13 protein-coding genes and 1 pseudogene are annotated in these 15,440 nt (G+C 70.5%); 13 read left to right on the top strand and 1 reads right to left on the bottom strand.

What is annotated here, in order from left to right:
• Positions 1 to 143: 143 nt before the first annotated feature.
• The 8 genes from ACYQ1K_RS08285 to ACYQ1K_RS08250 all read left to right on the top strand — a co-directional run bounded on the left by ACYQ1K_RS08285 (position 144) and on the right by ACYQ1K_RS08250 (position 8,546).
• Entirely contained in the window at positions 144 to 1,514 is a 1,371-nt protein-coding gene (locus ACYQ1K_RS08285) for a uracil-xanthine permease family protein (protein ID WP_459982351.1), read from the top strand.
• On the top strand, positions 1,511 to 2,335 hold the full coding sequence (locus ACYQ1K_RS08280) for an FAD binding domain-containing protein (protein ID WP_459982350.1): 825 nt from the start codon (positions 1,511 to 1,513) through the stop codon (positions 2,333 to 2,335). Before ACYQ1K_RS08285 ends, ACYQ1K_RS08280 begins: the two co-directional genes overlap by 4 nt.
• Positions 2,332 to 2,823: a (2Fe-2S)-binding protein gene (locus ACYQ1K_RS08275; protein ID WP_459982349.1), complete on the top strand. Its 492-nt coding sequence runs from the start codon at positions 2,332 to 2,334 to the stop codon at positions 2,821 to 2,823. Before ACYQ1K_RS08280 ends, ACYQ1K_RS08275 begins: the two co-directional genes overlap by 4 nt.
• Complete coding sequence (gene cutA / locus ACYQ1K_RS08270) at positions 2,820 to 5,210, top strand: aerobic carbon-monoxide dehydrogenase large subunit (RefSeq protein WP_459982348.1); 2,391 nt, start codon at positions 2,820 to 2,822, stop codon at positions 5,208 to 5,210. Before ACYQ1K_RS08275 ends, cutA begins: the two co-directional genes overlap by 4 nt.
• Positions 5,207 to 5,896, top strand: a complete 690-nt coding sequence (locus ACYQ1K_RS08265; protein ID WP_459982347.1) for an SRPBCC family protein — start codon at positions 5,207 to 5,209, stop codon at positions 5,894 to 5,896. The genes cutA and ACYQ1K_RS08265 overlap by 4 nt, the downstream gene beginning before the upstream one ends.
• 107 nt (positions 5,897 to 6,003) lie before the next feature.
• Positions 6,004 to 6,381 carry a VOC family protein gene (locus tag ACYQ1K_RS08260; protein WP_459982346.1) on the top strand — a complete coding sequence of 126 codons (378 nt, stop codon included), beginning with the start codon at positions 6,004 to 6,006 and terminating at the stop codon, positions 6,379 to 6,381.
• Positions 6,382 to 6,406: 25 nt separating this feature from the next.
• On the top strand, positions 6,407 to 7,792 hold the full coding sequence (locus ACYQ1K_RS08255; RefSeq protein WP_459982345.1) for an amidase: 1,386 nt from the start codon (positions 6,407 to 6,409) through the stop codon (positions 7,790 to 7,792).
• A 70-nt stretch (positions 7,793 to 7,862) separates the two neighbouring features.
• Positions 7,863 to 8,546, top strand: coding sequence for a lysophospholipid acyltransferase family protein (locus ACYQ1K_RS08250; protein WP_459982344.1), 684 nt, complete (start codon positions 7,863 to 7,865; stop codon positions 8,544 to 8,546).
• Between the two features lie 27 nt (positions 8,547 to 8,573).
• Here the strand turns inward: ACYQ1K_RS08250 and ACYQ1K_RS08245 are convergent, their stop codons facing one another.
• Positions 8,574 to 9,707 carry a hypothetical protein gene (locus tag ACYQ1K_RS08245; protein ID WP_459982343.1) on the bottom strand — a complete coding sequence of 378 codons (1,134 nt, stop codon included), beginning with the start codon at positions 9,705 to 9,707 and terminating at the stop codon, positions 8,574 to 8,576.
• A 198-nt stretch (positions 9,708 to 9,905) separates the two neighbouring features.
• Between ACYQ1K_RS08245 and ACYQ1K_RS08240 the strand changes: the two genes are divergently transcribed.
• From ACYQ1K_RS08240 to ACYQ1K_RS08220, 5 genes and pseudogenes are all read left to right on the top strand, one after another.
• Complete coding sequence (locus ACYQ1K_RS08240; protein WP_459982342.1) at positions 9,906 to 12,080, top strand: hydantoinase/oxoprolinase family protein; 2,175 nt, start codon at positions 9,906 to 9,908, stop codon at positions 12,078 to 12,080.
• A gap of 76 nt (positions 12,081 to 12,156) precedes the next feature.
• Complete coding sequence (locus ACYQ1K_RS08235) at positions 12,157 to 14,064, top strand: hydantoinase B/oxoprolinase family protein (RefSeq protein WP_459982341.1); 1,908 nt, start codon at positions 12,157 to 12,159, stop codon at positions 14,062 to 14,064.
• A 71-nt stretch (positions 14,065 to 14,135) separates the two neighbouring features.
• A complete protein-coding gene (locus tag ACYQ1K_RS08230) occupies positions 14,136 to 14,807 on the top strand; it encodes a hypothetical protein (protein ID WP_459982340.1) in 672 nt (223 codons plus the stop codon).
• 4 nt (positions 14,808 to 14,811) lie between these two features.
• Complete coding sequence (locus ACYQ1K_RS08225) at positions 14,812 to 15,231, top strand: cupin domain-containing protein (RefSeq protein ID WP_459982339.1); 420 nt, start codon at positions 14,812 to 14,814, stop codon at positions 15,229 to 15,231.
• Positions 15,228 to 15,431 (top strand): annotated as a pseudogene (locus ACYQ1K_RS08220) (SDR family NAD(P)-dependent oxidoreductase); the annotation flags it as partial. The gene ACYQ1K_RS08225 and the pseudogene ACYQ1K_RS08220, both read left to right, overlap by 4 nt.
• Positions 15,432 to 15,440: the final 9 nt, after the last annotated feature.

The following is a 15,440-nucleotide window of genomic DNA, read 5'->3' as shown; positions in this document are numbered from 1 at the left end:
GGGCGAGACCTCACAACTGATGCCACGCGATCTGGTGAGCCTTCAGCAGGTGTCGCCATCGAGTCGGGATGATCTGCGTCATTACCTTGAGCAGATCCGCTGCGGCTCTGCCGAGCCGAGGCACGAGTGAGAAGGGTGCACCGATGGCATCGTTGTTCACGTGGACGAGGGTCGACCCGGCTCCGGGTGAGCCCGTCGCTCCCGAGGAGCGGCTCGGCTGGGGCAAGACCGTCGGCCTTGGAGCCCAGCACGTCGTCGCCATGTTCGGTGCGACGTTCGTCTTCCCGATCGTCATGGGCCTCGACCCCAACCTGGCTATCTTCTTCTCGGGCGTCTGCACGATCCTGTTCCTGCTGGTCTGCCAGAACAAGGTGCCCAGCTACCTCGGCACGAGCGCCTCGTTCGTGGCCGGCGTCGCGGCCATCCGCGCCCAGGGAGGCGACTCGGCCGACGTCACGGGGTCGATCTTCGTCGCGGGCCTCGTGCTCGCCCTCGTCGGCATCGCCATCCACTTCGCCGGGTCGGCCTTCCTGCACAGGCTGTTGCCGCCGGCCGTGACCGGCGCGGTCGTCATGCTGATCGGGTTCAACCTCGCGCCGGTGGTGGCGGGCATCTACTGGCCCCAGGACCAGTGGGTCGCGCTGCTCACCTCGGCGTTCATGGTCTTCGCTGCCGTCCTCCTGCCTGGCTTCTGGAGCCGCATCGCGGTCTTCCTCGCCCTGATCTTCGGCTACGTGCTCTCGTGGCTCTGCGACCTGCTCTTCGGGCAGATCCACTCCATCACCGGCGCCAGCAACGGCAAGCTGGTCGACCACGACCGGGTGGACTGGTCGCTGGTGAGCAAGGCCGACTGGTTCGGGTTCCCGAGCGGCAAGCTGGCCGACGGCGTGAGCGTGGTCCACGGCCCGAGCTTCAGCCTGACCTTCATCCTGCTCGTGCTGCCCGGCGTCATCGCGCTCATCGCCGAGAACACCGGGCACGTGAAGGCAGTCGCCGAGATGACCGGTCGCAACCTCGACCCCTACATGGGTCGTGCGATCGCCGCCGACGGCGGCGCGACCGCCTTGGCCAGCCTGTTCGGGGGCAGCCCGACGACGACGTACGCCGAGAACATCGGTGTCATGAGCGCGACCAAGGTGTACTCCACAGCCGCCTACTACGTCGCCGCCGTCGTCGCCATCCTGCTGGGCCTGTGCCCGAAGTTCGGCCAGATCGTCAGCGCGACGCCCGGCGGCGTGCTCGGCGGCATCACGGTCGTCCTCTACGGCATGATCGGCCTGGTGGGCGCCAAGATCTGGGTCGAGAACGGCGTTGACTTCGCCGAGCCCATCAACATCGTCGGTCTCGCCGCCGGCATCATCGCCGGCATCGGCGGCGTGACCCTCAAGATCACCGACAACTTCTCGCTGTCGGGCATCGCGCTCGGGACGATCATGGTCATCGTCTACTACCACATGGTCAACCGCCGTCCGAGATCTGACGCCGGGGCTCACGAGGTGACGAGAGCCCTGTGAAGCCGGCGCCCTTCCGCTACCACCGCCCGGCGACGCCTGCCGAGGCGTGGGAGACGCTGGCGGCCGAGGGGCAGGACGGCACAGGTGCGAAGGTCCTGGCGGGCGGGCAGAGCCTGGTCCCGCTCCTCTCGATGCGGCTGGCCTCGCCGTCGGCGCTGGTGGACATCAACGCCGTGGCGGGGCTGGACGCCATCGAGGTCCGCGACGAAGGGGTGTACGTCGGAGCGCTGGTGCGCCACGCCGACCTCCTCGCCTCCCGGGAGGCGAGGAAGGTGCAACCGCTGCTCGCCGAGGCCCTCGCCCATGTCGCGCACCCGACCATCCGCAATCGCGGCACGTCGGTGGGATCGCTCGTCCACGCCGACAGCGCCGCTGAGCTTCCCGCGGTGCTCGCCCTGCTGGGTGGCTCCCTCGACGTCGGGTCGGTGCGAGGGGCGCGCAGCATCTTCGCCGAGGAGCTCTTCGTCGGCCCGTTGGAGTCGTCGCTGGCGCCGGACGAGCTCGCTGTGGGGGCACTCTTCCCGGCCCTGCCGAAGGGCGCCAGCGTCGCGTTCGCCGAGATCGCCCGTCGGCAGGGCGACTACGCCTTGTGCGGGGTGGCGGCCCTGGTGGACGGCGACACCGTCCGGGCGTCGTACCTCTCCGTCAGCGACGTGCCCACCGTCGTCGACCTGACCGACGTGCCGGAGGCGGACCTCGGCGAGGCGGCCCTCGCCCACCTCGACCCGGTCGGCGACCTCCATGCGACGGCCGACTACCGCGCCCACCTGGTGCGCGTGCTGACGACTCAGGTCGTGCGGCAGGCGAGGGAGGCCGCGTGAGCGTCGAGGAGAGGCACCGGATCACATTGGCCGTCAACGGGGTGACCCGTGAGGCGGAGGTTCCCGCACGTCGGCTGCTCTCGGACGTGCTGCGTCACGATCTGGGGATGACGGGGACGCACGTGGGCTGCGAGCACGGCGTCTGCGGGGCCTGCACCGTGCTGCTCGACGGCCGGCCCGTCCGGTCCTGTCTGATGTTCGCGGTCACGGCGCAGGGCGCCGACATCACGACCGTCGAGGGCCTGGCGCGCGAGGACGGGTCGCTCGGGCCCGTGCAGCAGGCCTTCGCCGAGTGTCACGGCCTCCAGTGTGGCTTCTGCACGCCCGGCTTCCTCACGACGATCACGGCCGCCCTGCGCGACAATCCGACGCCGACCCACGACGAGGCCCGCGAGATGGTCTCCGGCAACCTGTGCCGCTGCACCGGCTACCAGAACATCGTCAAGGCCGCTGAGCGTGCTGCCGAGCTGATGCAGGAGCAGCGATGACCACGAAGCTCATGGGGCAGGGCGTCCCACGCGTGGAGGACCAGCGCTTCCTGCGCGGTCGGGGGCGGTATGTCGACGACGTCGCCGTCTCCACCGACACGCTGCACTGCGCGGTGCTGCGCAGTCCTCACGCGCACGCGCGGATCGTCGACATCGACGTCTCGGGCGTGCTCGACGTCGACGGCGTGCACGCCGTGTGGACCTACGACGACCTGACCGGCCCGATGGCCGAGCCCCTGCCGCTGCTCATCCCGCACCCGGCGCTCACCCACGGGGTGACCCAGTATGCATTGGCGAAGGACGAGGTCAACTACGTCGGCGAGGCGATCGCCCTGGTGGTCGCCTCCGACCGCTACGTCGCCGAGGACGCCCTCGCGCGCATCGAGGTGACCTACGACTTCCTCCCCGCGGTCGTGGGCCTCGACGCCGCGCGCCAGGCGACGCACCTGGTGCATCCCGACGTGCCCGGCAACGTCGCGGCCCGCCTCGAGCAGAGCACCGGCGACGTGGACGCGGCGATGGCGAAGGCGCCGCGCACCCTGAGCCTCGACCTCACCGTCGAGCGGTCGGCCTGCACACCTCTCGAAGGCCGCGGCACGGTCGCCCGCTGGGACGCCGACACCAACCGGCTGCAGGTCTGGACCTCGACGCAGTCCTCGACCGGCGTACGCGCGGCTGTGGCGGCCAAGCTCGGACTCGACCTCGGCCAGGTCGACGTCATCACCCCCGACGTCGGCGGCGGCTTCGGCGTGAAGATCAACCACCCCTGGCCGGAGGAGCTCCTCGTCCCGCTCGCCGCGATGGCCCTCGGGCGGACGGTGAAGTTCACCGAGGACCGCCGCGAGCACTTCATCTCCAGCGCACACGAGCGCGGCCAGGTGCAGCACGTCGAGGTCGGCTTCGATGACGAGGGTCGCCTGCTCGCCCTGGACGTGACCTTCTGGCACGACCACGGCGCCTACATCCCCTACGGGCTCATCGTGCCCATCATCACCTCGACGCAGCTCCTCGGGCCCTACAAGCCGGGCGCCTACCGCGTGGTGTTCGAGTCCCTCTACACCAACACCGTCATGGTGACGCCGTACCGCGGCGCCGGTCGCCCGCAGGGCTGCTATGCCATGGAGCGGACGATGGACGCCATCGCCGAGGCGCTTGGGAAGGACCGCACCGAGGTGCGCGCGGTGAACTTCATCCAGCCTGACGAGTTCCCCTACGACCAGGGCCTGATCTTCCAGGACGGCCGCGAGCTCGAGTACGACTCCGGTGACTACCCGGCGATGCTGGAGAGGATCAAGGCGCTGGTGGGCTGGGACGAGTTCGACGCCTACCGCGAGGAGATGGCATCCCAGGGGCGGCGGGTCGGGATAGGGCTGGCCTGCTACGTCGAGGGCACCGGGGTCGGCCCCTACGAGGGCGCGCACGTCCACATCGAGACCTCGGGCAAGGTCAAGGTGGCCACCGGTCTCACGACGCAGGGGCAGGGACATGCGACCGTCTTCGCCCAGCTCGTCGCCGACACGCTCGGCTGCCGCTTCGCCGACGTCGAGGTGGTCACGGGCGACACCCGCCGCATGCCGTACGCCGTCGGCACCTTCGCCTCCCGTGCAGCGGTGATGTCCGGGTCGGCGATCCACCTGGCCGCGAAGCGGGCACGCGAGAAGGTGCTGCGCATCGCCGCCGATGCGCTGGAGGCCTCCGAGGACGACCTCCAGATCGTCGACGGGGTCGTCTCGGTGAAGGGCGCCCCGCTCGACGGCGGCGCCGCCATCGACCTCGGCACCATCGCGGTGCTCTCCAACCCGCTGCGCTACGCGTTCGATGAGAAGTCGAGGATCGCGACCCAGTTCTCGGTCGGGGATCCGGGCAAGCCGCCGGTCGCCGAGGACGACGAGCCGGGCCTGGAGGGCAAGGACTTCTACTCGCCCGAGCGGGCGACCTTCGCCTCCGGGATGCACGCCGTCGTCGTGGAGACCGACCCGGACACCGCCGAGATCCGCATCCTCAAGTACGCCGTCGTCCACGACTGCGGGAACCTCATCAACCCCATGATCGTCGAGGGCCAGATCCACGGCGGCGTGGCACAGGGGGTCGGCGGTGCGCTCTACGAGCGGATGGCCTACGACTCCTCGGGCCAGCTGCTCAACGCCTCCTTCATGGACTTCCTCATGCCCTACGTGACCGAGGTGCCCGACGGCATCGACATCGACCACCTCGAGACGCCGTCGCCGCTGAACCCGCTCGGCATCAAGGGCGCCGGCGAGGCAGGCGTCATCCCGTCGGCGGCCGTCTTCGCCTCCGCGATCTCCGACGCCGAGGGCTTCGCGCTCACCGCGATGCCGATCTCCCCCTCGGAGCTGTTCACCCTCAGGATGGAGCACTCGCTGTGAAGATCTCCGGCTCGGTCACCGTGCCCCACCCTGTCGACGCCGTCTGGGACGCGATCCTCGATCCCGCCGTGCTCGTCGGGGCCATTCCCGGCTGCTCGCGCCTGGAGGCGCTGAGCACCTCGGAGCAGGGGGAGAGCACCTACGCGATGACCGTCAGCGCCGGCGTCGCGGCCATCAAAGGCACCTACGACGGCACCGCCGTGCTCTCCGACCTCGCTCCGGGCGAGTCGCTCGTGATGAGGCTGACCGGCGCGGGCGCGCCCGGCACCATCGACGCTGTCGTGAACGTGTCGTTCTCGGCGGTCGACGGCGGGACGGAGGTGTCCTACGACGCCGACGCCGTGGTCGGGGGCATGGTCGGCGGCGTCGGCCAGCGGATGCTCACGAGCGTCTCCAATCGGATGGCCGCCGACTTCTTCACGCGGGTCGGCGAGGCGATCGGGGCGGGTGGTCTCGATACGCCCTCGCCCAGGAGCTCGGGCTACTCGACCAGCGATCGATCCGTCGGTCGAGCAACGAGCGCCGGCGAGCGTCTCGAGATCCCCTCCCCGACCCGCTCCGCTCAGACGGTCTTCACTGCGCCCGCTCGCGGCGGCGACCGCGACGAGTTCGTCCGCGGCATCGCGGTCGGGGCCGGGCTGGTGCTGCTGGGCGTCGTGGCAGGCCGCCTGCTCGGCCGTCGTTGAGGTGGTCGTCGAGGTTGCCTTTGAGGTCGCCATTGAGGTCGCCGTTGACCCGGCGCCGTCGCAGGAGAAGGCTGCGATGACGACCACCACACTCAAAGGAGAGAGCAATGGCAGGTAGGGTCGTCCACTTCGAGATCCCGTTCGAGGACGCGGATCGCGCGGGCAGGTTCTACACCGAGCTGTTCGGCTGGCAGCTGATGCCGATGCCCGACATGGGCTACACGATCGTCGCGACGGGGCCGACCGATCCGCAGAGCGGACCGAGCGAGTCGGGCTTCATCAACGGGGGCATGTTCAGCCGCGACGACCCGAGCCGTGGCACCAACATCGTGATCGACGTCGACGACGTCGACGCCACGCTGGCCGCGGTGGAGCGGGCGGGCGGCAAGGTGCAGATGGCCAAGCAGGCGGTCGGCGACATGGGGTTCACCGGCTACTTCACCGACACGGAGGGCAACGTCGTCGGCCTGTGGCAGAACGCCTAGGAGGAGACGGGGCGACACAGCGGTCGTGGACACGTTCACCTCGGCACGGGAGATGGCGGGCGCGGTGCGTGCCCGCCAGATCTCGGCACGCGAGCTGCTCGAGCTGCATCTGGCTCGCATCGCGGAGCGCAACCCGGAGGTCAACGCGATCGTCTCGCTCGACGTCGAGCGGGCCCGGGCGGGGGCGGCCCTCGCCGACCAGCACCTGGCGGTGGGACAGTCGGTCGGGCCGCTGCACGGACTGCCCTTCGCCTTCAAGGACACCCATGCGGTGGCCGGCTGGCGCACGACCTACGGCTCGCCGCTGTATCGCGACAACGTGCCCGTCGCCGACGAGCTGGTCGTCGAGCGCATCCGGCGTGCCGGAGTGGTGACGATCGGCCGCACCAACGTCCCGGAGTTCGCCGCCGGGTCGCACACCTTCAACACCCTCTTCGGCACCACCCGCAACCCGGTCGACACGAGCCGCTCGGCGGGCGGGTCGAGTGGGGGCGCGGCCGCGGCGCTCGCGGCCGGGATGGTGCCGCTCGCCGAGGGCTCCGACATGGGCGGCTCGCTGCGCAACCCTGCCTCGTTCTGCGGCGTCGTCGGTCTGCGGCCCTCCGTCGGACGCGTCCCGGAGTGGCCGCGTCAGAACCAGTGGGAGACCACCTCGGTCGGCGGCCCGATGGCGCGCAACGTCGGCGACCTGGCGCTGCTGCTCTCGGTCATCGCCGGACCCGATCCGCGGGCCCCTCTGGCGCTGGGGGATCCCGGCACTGCCTTCGCGCCCCCGTTGGCCGGCAGCCTGCGCGGTCTGCGCGTGGCGTGGTCGCTCGACCTGGGTGGGGCCTTCGAGGTCGACGCCGAGGTCGCAGCCGTCGTCGAGCAGGCAGGCCGTCTGCTCGCCCGCTCCGGGGCCGAGGTCTTCTCTGCGTGGCCGGACCTCTCCCTCGCCGACGACACCTTCCGCACACTCCGGGCCTGGCACTTCCAGGCGTCGTACGGCGCACTGCTGGCCCGCCACCCGGAGGCGTTCAAGCCCTCGCTCGCAGACAACATCCGGGCCGGCGAGACGCTCAGCGGTGCCGACGTGGCGCGTGCCTACGCGCAACGCACCCGAATCGCCGAGACGATGCGGCTCTTCTTCGGCTCCTTCGACGTGCTGGTCCTCCCGGTCTCGCAGGTCCCGCCGTTCCCGGCCGACCAGGAGTTCCCGACAGCGATCAACGGTCGGCCCATGGCGACGTACCTGGACTGGATGCGGTCGGCGTACTACATCACCGTCACCGGCTGCCCCGCGATCTCGGTCCCGGCCGGCACGACGTCGGAGGGACTGCCTGTCGGCGTCCAGATCGTCGCGCCACACGGCGCCGACAGGCGACTGCTCGAGATCGCCGCGGCGTTCGAGGCGGCTCAGGAGGCGGCCTAGACACGGAGCTCGTCGCTCAGCGATCTCGCCGGAACCGACCCCAGGTTGGGGCGAGCGGTCGGCACCCGACATGATCGCCCTCATGTTCTACGACGCGCTCCACCGGGTCGTCCCCCCGCTGCTGAGGGCCGTGTGGCGTCCTGACGTGCAGGGCGTCGAGAACGTGCCGAGGAGCGGCGGCGTCATCCTCGCGAGCAACCACCTGAGCTTCGTCGACTCGGTGGTCATCCCCTCGGTGGCCCCGCGCAAGGTCGTGTTCCTCGCGAAGTCGGAGTACTTCACCGGCACCGGAGTCTCCGGTGCGATCCAGCGGGCCTGGTTCGAGGCGCTCGGCATGCTGCCGGTCGACCGCGACGACACCAAGTCCGCGATGGAGAGCCTGGACGTCGCCCTCGAGGTCCTTCGCCGGGGCGAGGCGTTCGGGATCTACCCGGAGGGCACGCGCAGTCGCGACGGCCGACTCCACCGGGGTCGCACGGGCGCCGCACACCTGGCGCTCACCGCGGGCGTGCCGATCGTCCCGGTCGGGCTGCGGGGGACCGAGCGCATCCAGCCCATCGGCTCGAGCATTCCGCGCATCGTGAAGGTGCACGTGGAGTTCGGCACGCCGATCGACCCTCGCGGGAGGTACGACGGAGTGCCCCTCGGGAAGGCCAGACGGCTCCTGACCGACGAGGTGATGACGGCGATCCAGCGGCTCACCGGCCAGGAGGAGTCCGGCGTCTACAACGAGCGACCGTCGGAGGACGCCTGATCAGGAGTCATGGCGTGAGGAACCCGGTCACGCCACGTGTCGAAGCTCCGTTGCGATGCCACGACAGATCGATGCGGCCGGCTCGGCGAGCCGCTCGCTGAGCCGAGCGAAGACGTTCGCGTCGACGTCACTCTGATCGAGCGCCAAGGAGTGGAGAACAGCCGGCGACTGCACCAATGATCCGATGCACGCCCACGGGTCGACATCCTCCTCGGTCCAGTCGAGCGCGTCCGCGACCGCATCCTCTGCCGTCTTGAGAAGAGCGCGCACGACATCTCCAGGTGCTCTGTCGTCGGAGTCGAGGATCGCGGTTGCGGCGAGATCGGTCGGAAGATCGCTGACGAACCCGAAGCGGTGAACGTGCGCGCTGACCGCCGCGTCCTGTGTGGCGCGCTCCAGCAGGTCGAGCCACGATCGCGGCCGGCGCGCGACGGTCCGCGCGAGATCCTCCGGGACCGGCAGAGGCACGGACTCGAAGATCCGGCCCGTCGTGATCGGGACCAGTCGTCCGATCACGCACTCTCCGGGGATCACCAGGGCGGCGCTTCCGATGTTCGGCGTCTCGAGCTGCTCGCCGCCGGCGAGGTCCTTGAACGTCGTCCGCGCCGACCCGCGATCGAGGAGTCGATACCCACCCATCGGCGTCTGCGCCCACTCCCGCACGTGGCTCGCTCTGCGCACCAGAGCAGGGCTCGCCCCGCTTCCCAGGAACCTGGTCAGGCCCCCCAGCTCGTAGAGGTGGCACTGGCGAAAGACCCAGTCGTGCTCGATGAGCGTGACGTCGGGCTCGACCGGGTAGGCGTGCTGCACCGCAGCGTGGCCGCCGCGGACACGCACCGCCGTCTCCAGAGCGCGACGGGCGACATCCATCAGACGGGCCTCGCGCGGCTGCAGCGCCTGCTCGAGAAGCCAGCGGGCGTGCACCCAGGAGGGCATCGCCGCGCCGAGCAGACGCAGCTGGAGGAGACGTTCGACACGCGACGGTCGCCAGAAGGGCCGCCCATCGGGACCGTCCGGCATCTCCTCCATGAGGTCGAGGGCTTCGTCGAGGTCACCGCGGGACTCGGCGGCGTCGACACGGAGCATCTGAAGCGTCCAGGGTGCGAGTGCTGGGGCTGAGGTCGTCGCCGGGCGAGATCGCCGGTTGCGGGAGGTGGCCATGTCGAGAACATTCGCTCGGCTGCCCGGTCCACTTCCAGGTGGGCAAGCAGGCTCTGTGGACAACGTCCGTCCCCCGAATGCCTGTGAGTTGCCTGCAACCCGAGCGAGCCGACGCTGACGACACCTGCCAATGAACCGCCCGTCCGTCGGCAGATCGTGCCATCGCCCGAGGCGTCGTGCGGCGGAAGGATCGTCGCCATGCGACCGCCCCGCAGCATCAGGATCGGCATCGACACCGGCGGGACCTTCACCGACGTCGTCGTGTTCGACGAGACGACCGGGGAGGTGGTCACGACCAAGACGCCCAGCACGCCGCACGACCCGGCGGAGGGGTTCCTGGCGGGGGTGGAGAAGGGCCTCGGGCTCATCGGCCTCGGGCCGGCCGACGGCGAGACGATCGCCGCGATCTCCCACGGCACCACGGTCGCGACGAACCAGCTCCTCGAGGGCAAGGTCGAGCGGCTCGGGTTCGTCACCAACGCCGGCTACGAGGCGATGCTCGAGATCGCCCGGCAATCGGTTCCGGACGGCTACGGCAACTCCTACTTCTGGGTCAAGCCGGACCGCATCGTCCCCCGTCACCTGGTGCGCGGCGTCGAGGGCCGGATGGACTTCGAGGGCGCCGAGGTGCGGCCCTTCGACGACGAGGTGGCCCGGGAGGTCGCGCGCTGGTTCCGTGAGCACGGCGTCGCGACTCTCGGCGTGAGCCTCCTGCACTCCTACGCCAACCCGGCCCACGAGGAGCGGATGCGACAGATCCTGGCCGAGGAGCATCCCGATGCGGTCGTCAGCATCTCCAGCGAGGTGCTGCGTGAGTACCGCGAGTACGAGCGCTCCATGACCACCCTCGTCGACGCCGCCGTGAAGCCGCGCCTGCGCTCCTACGTCGGCAACATCGCGGCCCGGCTCGCGTCGCTGGCCCCAGGGGACGGAGCCCCTCCGCCGTTCTACGTCATGAAGTCCAACGGCGGCGTCCTGTCGGCCGACGAGGTCGTCCACCAGCCGATCACCACGGTGCTCTCCGGGCCTGCCGCCGGTGCTCTCGGCGCCGCGCTCATCGCGAAGGTCGCCGGCTTCGACCGCGTGCTCACCTCCGATGGCGGCGGCACGTCGACCGACGTGTCGGTCGTCATCGGCGGCGAGCCGACGCTCACGACCGAAGGCAGCGTGGGCGCCTTCCCGTCGAAGATCCCGATGATCGACGTCGTCACCGTCGGAGCCGGCGGCGGCTCGATCGCGTGGGTGTCGCCTGAGGGCAGCCTCAAGGTCGGGCCGCATTCCGCGGGTGCCGCGCCGGGCCCGATCTGCTACGGACAGGGCGGGTCCGACGTCACCGTCACCGACGCGCACGTGGTGCTCGGACGGATCCCGCCGCATCTGCTGGGGGGAGAGATCCCACTCGACGTCCCGGCCGCACGCGCCGGCGTCGAGGAGCTGGCCGGCACGCTGCGCCTGAGCCCCGAGGCGTGTGCGACCGGCATCCTGGAGATCTCGGCGTGGAGCCAGGCCAACGCGCTGCGGCAGGTCACCGTCAAGCGAGGGCTCGACGTTCGCGACTTCACCCTCGTGACCTTCGGGGGCTCCGGCTCCCTGCTGTTGTGCCGGCTCATGGACGTGCTGGGCATCCCGACGGTGCTGGTGCCGCCGAACCCCGGCAACGTCAGCGCCTTCGGGCTGCTCACCGTCGACGTGAAGAACGACTACGTGCAGACCCACGTCTCGCTCGCGTCGACACTCGACGCGTCCATGGTCGGCCGCAGCTATGACGAGCTCACCGCGCGCGCCGCCGAGGCGCTGACCGGCGAGGGCTTCGCCGAGGAGGAGCACCGGTTCGTGCGCAGCGCCGACCTGCGCTACTTCGGTCAGGCGTTCGAGGTGCGCGTGCCGGTGCCGGACGGTCCCGTCTCGGCCGACACGCTCCGGACGGTGGCCGACCGCTTCCACGCCGAGCACCGGTCCACCTACGGCTACGACTTCAGCGCCGACCCCGGCCAGCAGGTCGAGTGGGTCAACCTCCGTGTCTCCGGCATCGGCCCGATCCGGCGCCCGGAGATCCGGAGGGTCGGTCTCGATACGCCTCCGCCTGGCGGCTCCGGCTACTCGACCAGCGAGACGGTCGGTCTCGATACCGTTGGTCGAGCAGCGAGCGCCAGCAGGACCCGCCCGGTCTGCTTCGACGCGGCCGAGGGCTACGTCGACACGCCGGTGATCTGGCGGCCGGACCTTGCTCCCGGCGTACGCGTGAGAGGGCCCGCGATCATCGAGGAGTTCGGCTCGACCGTGCCGATCCACCCGGGCTTCGCGGCGACCGTCGACGCCTACCTCAACCTGGTCGTCACCCGCTCCCATGACGAGCAAGGAGGCGGAGCATGACCACCCCGCTGGACCCTTCGTTCCCGCGCGTCGCTCCTGGACGGACGATCGATCGGGGACCCCGATGAGCCGGCGTGTGCCCACCGACTTCCCGTTCGGCCACCTCACCGACGATGCCGGCGCGAGCGCCGACCCGGTGCTCGTCGAGATCGTGCAGGGCAGCCTCGCCGCGGTCGAGCAGGAGGTCGAGACGGCCATCGCGCGCACCAGCCGCAGCCCGATGATCCGCGATGCCCACGACTTCCGGGCGGGCATCCACGACCGCCTCCTACGCAAGCTCACCGGCCGCTCCTACAGCGCGCTCGTGCATCCGGTCGCGCGCGACTTCCCGATCGAGGAGATGCGCCCGGGCGACGTCTTCTTCCACAACGACGTCTACCGCTCCGAGGGCGGCATCGGGCACCTGCCCGACCTGTGTGTCACCGTGCCCGTGTTCGCAGGCGCCGGTGACGAGCTGCAGGTGGTCGCCTTCGTCCAGGCCTTCGGCCACCACGACGACATCGGCGGTGCGGTGCCCGGCTCGATGCCGAGCGCGGCGACCAGCGTCTTCGAGGAAGGGCTGATGGTGCCGCCGATCAAGCTCTGGAGCGAGGGCGTGCCCAACCGCTCCGCGCTGGCCATCATGACGCGCAACTCCCGCATGCCCGAGTCCCTCGCCGCCGACCTCGATGCCGAGTGCAGCGCCTGCCTGATGGGCGCCGGACGGCTGGGCGAGCTCTTCGAGCGGTACGGCGTCGGCGCCGTGGAGAGCGCCTTCGACGCGATCATCAGCAGGACCACGCAGACCTACCGCCGGGAGATCCTGGCGAAGATCCCGGTGGGCACCTGGACCTGGGAGGACTATGCCGAGCACGACGGCGTCGACGAGCCGATGCTGCACACCCAGCGCATCACGCTCACCCGGACGGCGCCCGGCGACCCCGACGGCGAGCGGATCGTGCTCGACTTCGACGGCACCGGGCCGCAGGCCAAGGGGCCGATCAACCACTGCGGCGACTACAGCGACGGCGTCTTCCTGAAGAAGTGGCTCGCCCCGATCCTGCGCAACCTCGCCGACACACCGGAGCGGATGGCGGAGCTCGACGTCAACGAGGGGATCGTGCCGCTCATCGAGATGCGCTTCCCGGAGCCCGGAACCCTGCTCACGCCGATCTTCCCCGCGCCGACCAACGCACGCACCTTCGTCATCCTCCGGCTGCTCGGCGTGCTGGCAGGCGTGGTCGCGAAGGCCGTCGATGGCCAGATGCCCGCCGACCAGGAGACGATCCGCTACACCGGGGTCTACGGGGAGGACCGCGACGGCCGGCCCTACCTGATGCGCGAGGTGCTCGGCGGCGGCTCCGGTGGTCGGCCGCACGGGGACGGGGAGGACACGATCCATGTCGTGCCGGACTCCCGGAACCTGCCGACGGAGTTCACCGAGGCCCGCTTCCCGTTCCGCGTCGAGTCACTCTCGCTCGCCGTCGACAGCGGGGGAGCGGGCCGGCATCGCGGCGGACTGGGCTACGAGAAGCACATCCGGATGCTCAAGGACGCCCACTTCATGTCGATCGCCGACCGGTCGATCCTCGCCTGCTGGGGGGTCGCTGGCGGGAAGGCGGGGAAGCCGTTCGCGGTCACCATCGACCCCGGCGGGCCGCACGAGCGTGAGGTCGACGCGCTCGCGGACGCCGCGCCGGTGAAGGCAGGCGAGGTCATCCGCATCCGGACCACGGGCGGAGGCGGCTGGGGGGACCCGCTCGATCGGGACCCGGCGCTCGTCGTCCGTGACGTCGTGTGGCAGAAGGTCTCCCGCCAGGCCGCGTACGCCGACTACGGCGTCGTGCTCGCCGGCGACGGCGACCACCTCACCTTCGATCCCGCTGCCACCGAGGTCGAGCGAGCGGGCCGTCCCCGGAGCGAGGAGGCGTTCTTCGACCGGGGTCCCGGCTACGCGCGACTGGCGGGCGGGGCGGCGTACGCGGAGGTCGACCTGCGTCCCTGAACCGCTCGCCTTGTGATCTCGTGATCAGCAGAGCACTGTTGAAGGAGAACGAGTTCATCGAGGTGATGAGCATGAGCGCGAAGACGGCTTGCTTGACCGACTATGTCAGGTCCGCGCACGACGACCTGTCCACCCGCATGGAGGCCGCTCGCCTGATGCACGGGACTCGCGACGACCCGCGCCTCGAGCGCCACCGGATCGACGACTTCCTCGGGGCCACCTGCCAGCACCTGCATGCCATGGACGAGGTGATGCTGCCGGCGTACGCCGGGCTGCCGGACGGCAAGGCGCTGTGCCATGCCTACACCGCGTCGGTGAAGCGCCTCGAGGTGCTGCTCTACCACGTCAACGCCCACGAGTACGGATCCACCTTCGAAGGGTCGTTCTCCTGGCCGACGCTGTGGGCCGATGTGGAGCATGCGATGGCGGAGGAGCGCAGCCAGGAGGAGAGACTCGCCAGCGCGCTCACCGAAGCCCTCGACGACGGGCACCTCGAGGAGATCACCGGTCGCGTCCAGCGCGTCGAGCCCACGGAGCCGACGCGCCCTCACCCGCACCAGCCTCACGGCGGCGTGCTCGGGCGGCTGTCGCGACGGATGATGCGCAAGACGGACGCGTTCTGGGACGCGGCCCAGGGCCGGATCGTGCCCGAGCAGGACCGTGTGCCGAAGAAGAAGCCGGGGCTGGTCGGGCAGTACTTCCTGGCCGACCCCAGGTTCGGCGAGGATGACCCCTCAGAATGAGGCCGTGGAAGACGATCTGATCCGGACCCTCGGCCTTCGACCTCATCCTGAGGGCGGCCTCTACCGGCAGACCTGGGTCTCGCCCGAGACCGTGGAGCTGCCCGACGGTCGCGTGCGGCCGACGGCGACACTCATCTACTTCCTGTTGCCTGCCGGTGCGTCGTCGGCGTGGCACAAGGTCGCCTCGGACGAGACGTGGCTGGCGCACACCGGGGTCGTCTCGTTGCAGTACGGCGGCGCCGGACCCTCGCCCGTCGACGGCGAGGTCGTGCGCGTCGGTGTCGACGTGGCGGGCGGTGAGTCGCCGCAGGCCGTCGTGCCCGCCGGTGTCTGGCAGCGCACGCAGGCCTCGGAGGCTGAGGCGCTCGTGAGCTGTCTGGTGAGCCCTGGGTTCGACTTCGCCGACTTCGAGCTCGCCCCGTGAGGACCCTCGTCACCGGCGGCACGCGTGGGATCGGCGCAGCCGTGGCCCTTCGGTTGGCGGCCGCCGGGCACGACCTCGTGCTCGGCTACCGCGAGGACCGCCGGACCGCCGAGTCGACCGCGAAGGCGGTTCGTGCTGCGGGGGTGGAGTGCACGCTGGTCGCCGCGGACCTGACGGAGCCGGACGCCGTCGACATGGTGTTCGGTGCA

The sequence above is a fragment of the Nocardioides sp. AN3 genome (assembly GCF_054653495.1).
This window is presented reverse-complemented; position numbering and strand designations above follow the sequence as displayed.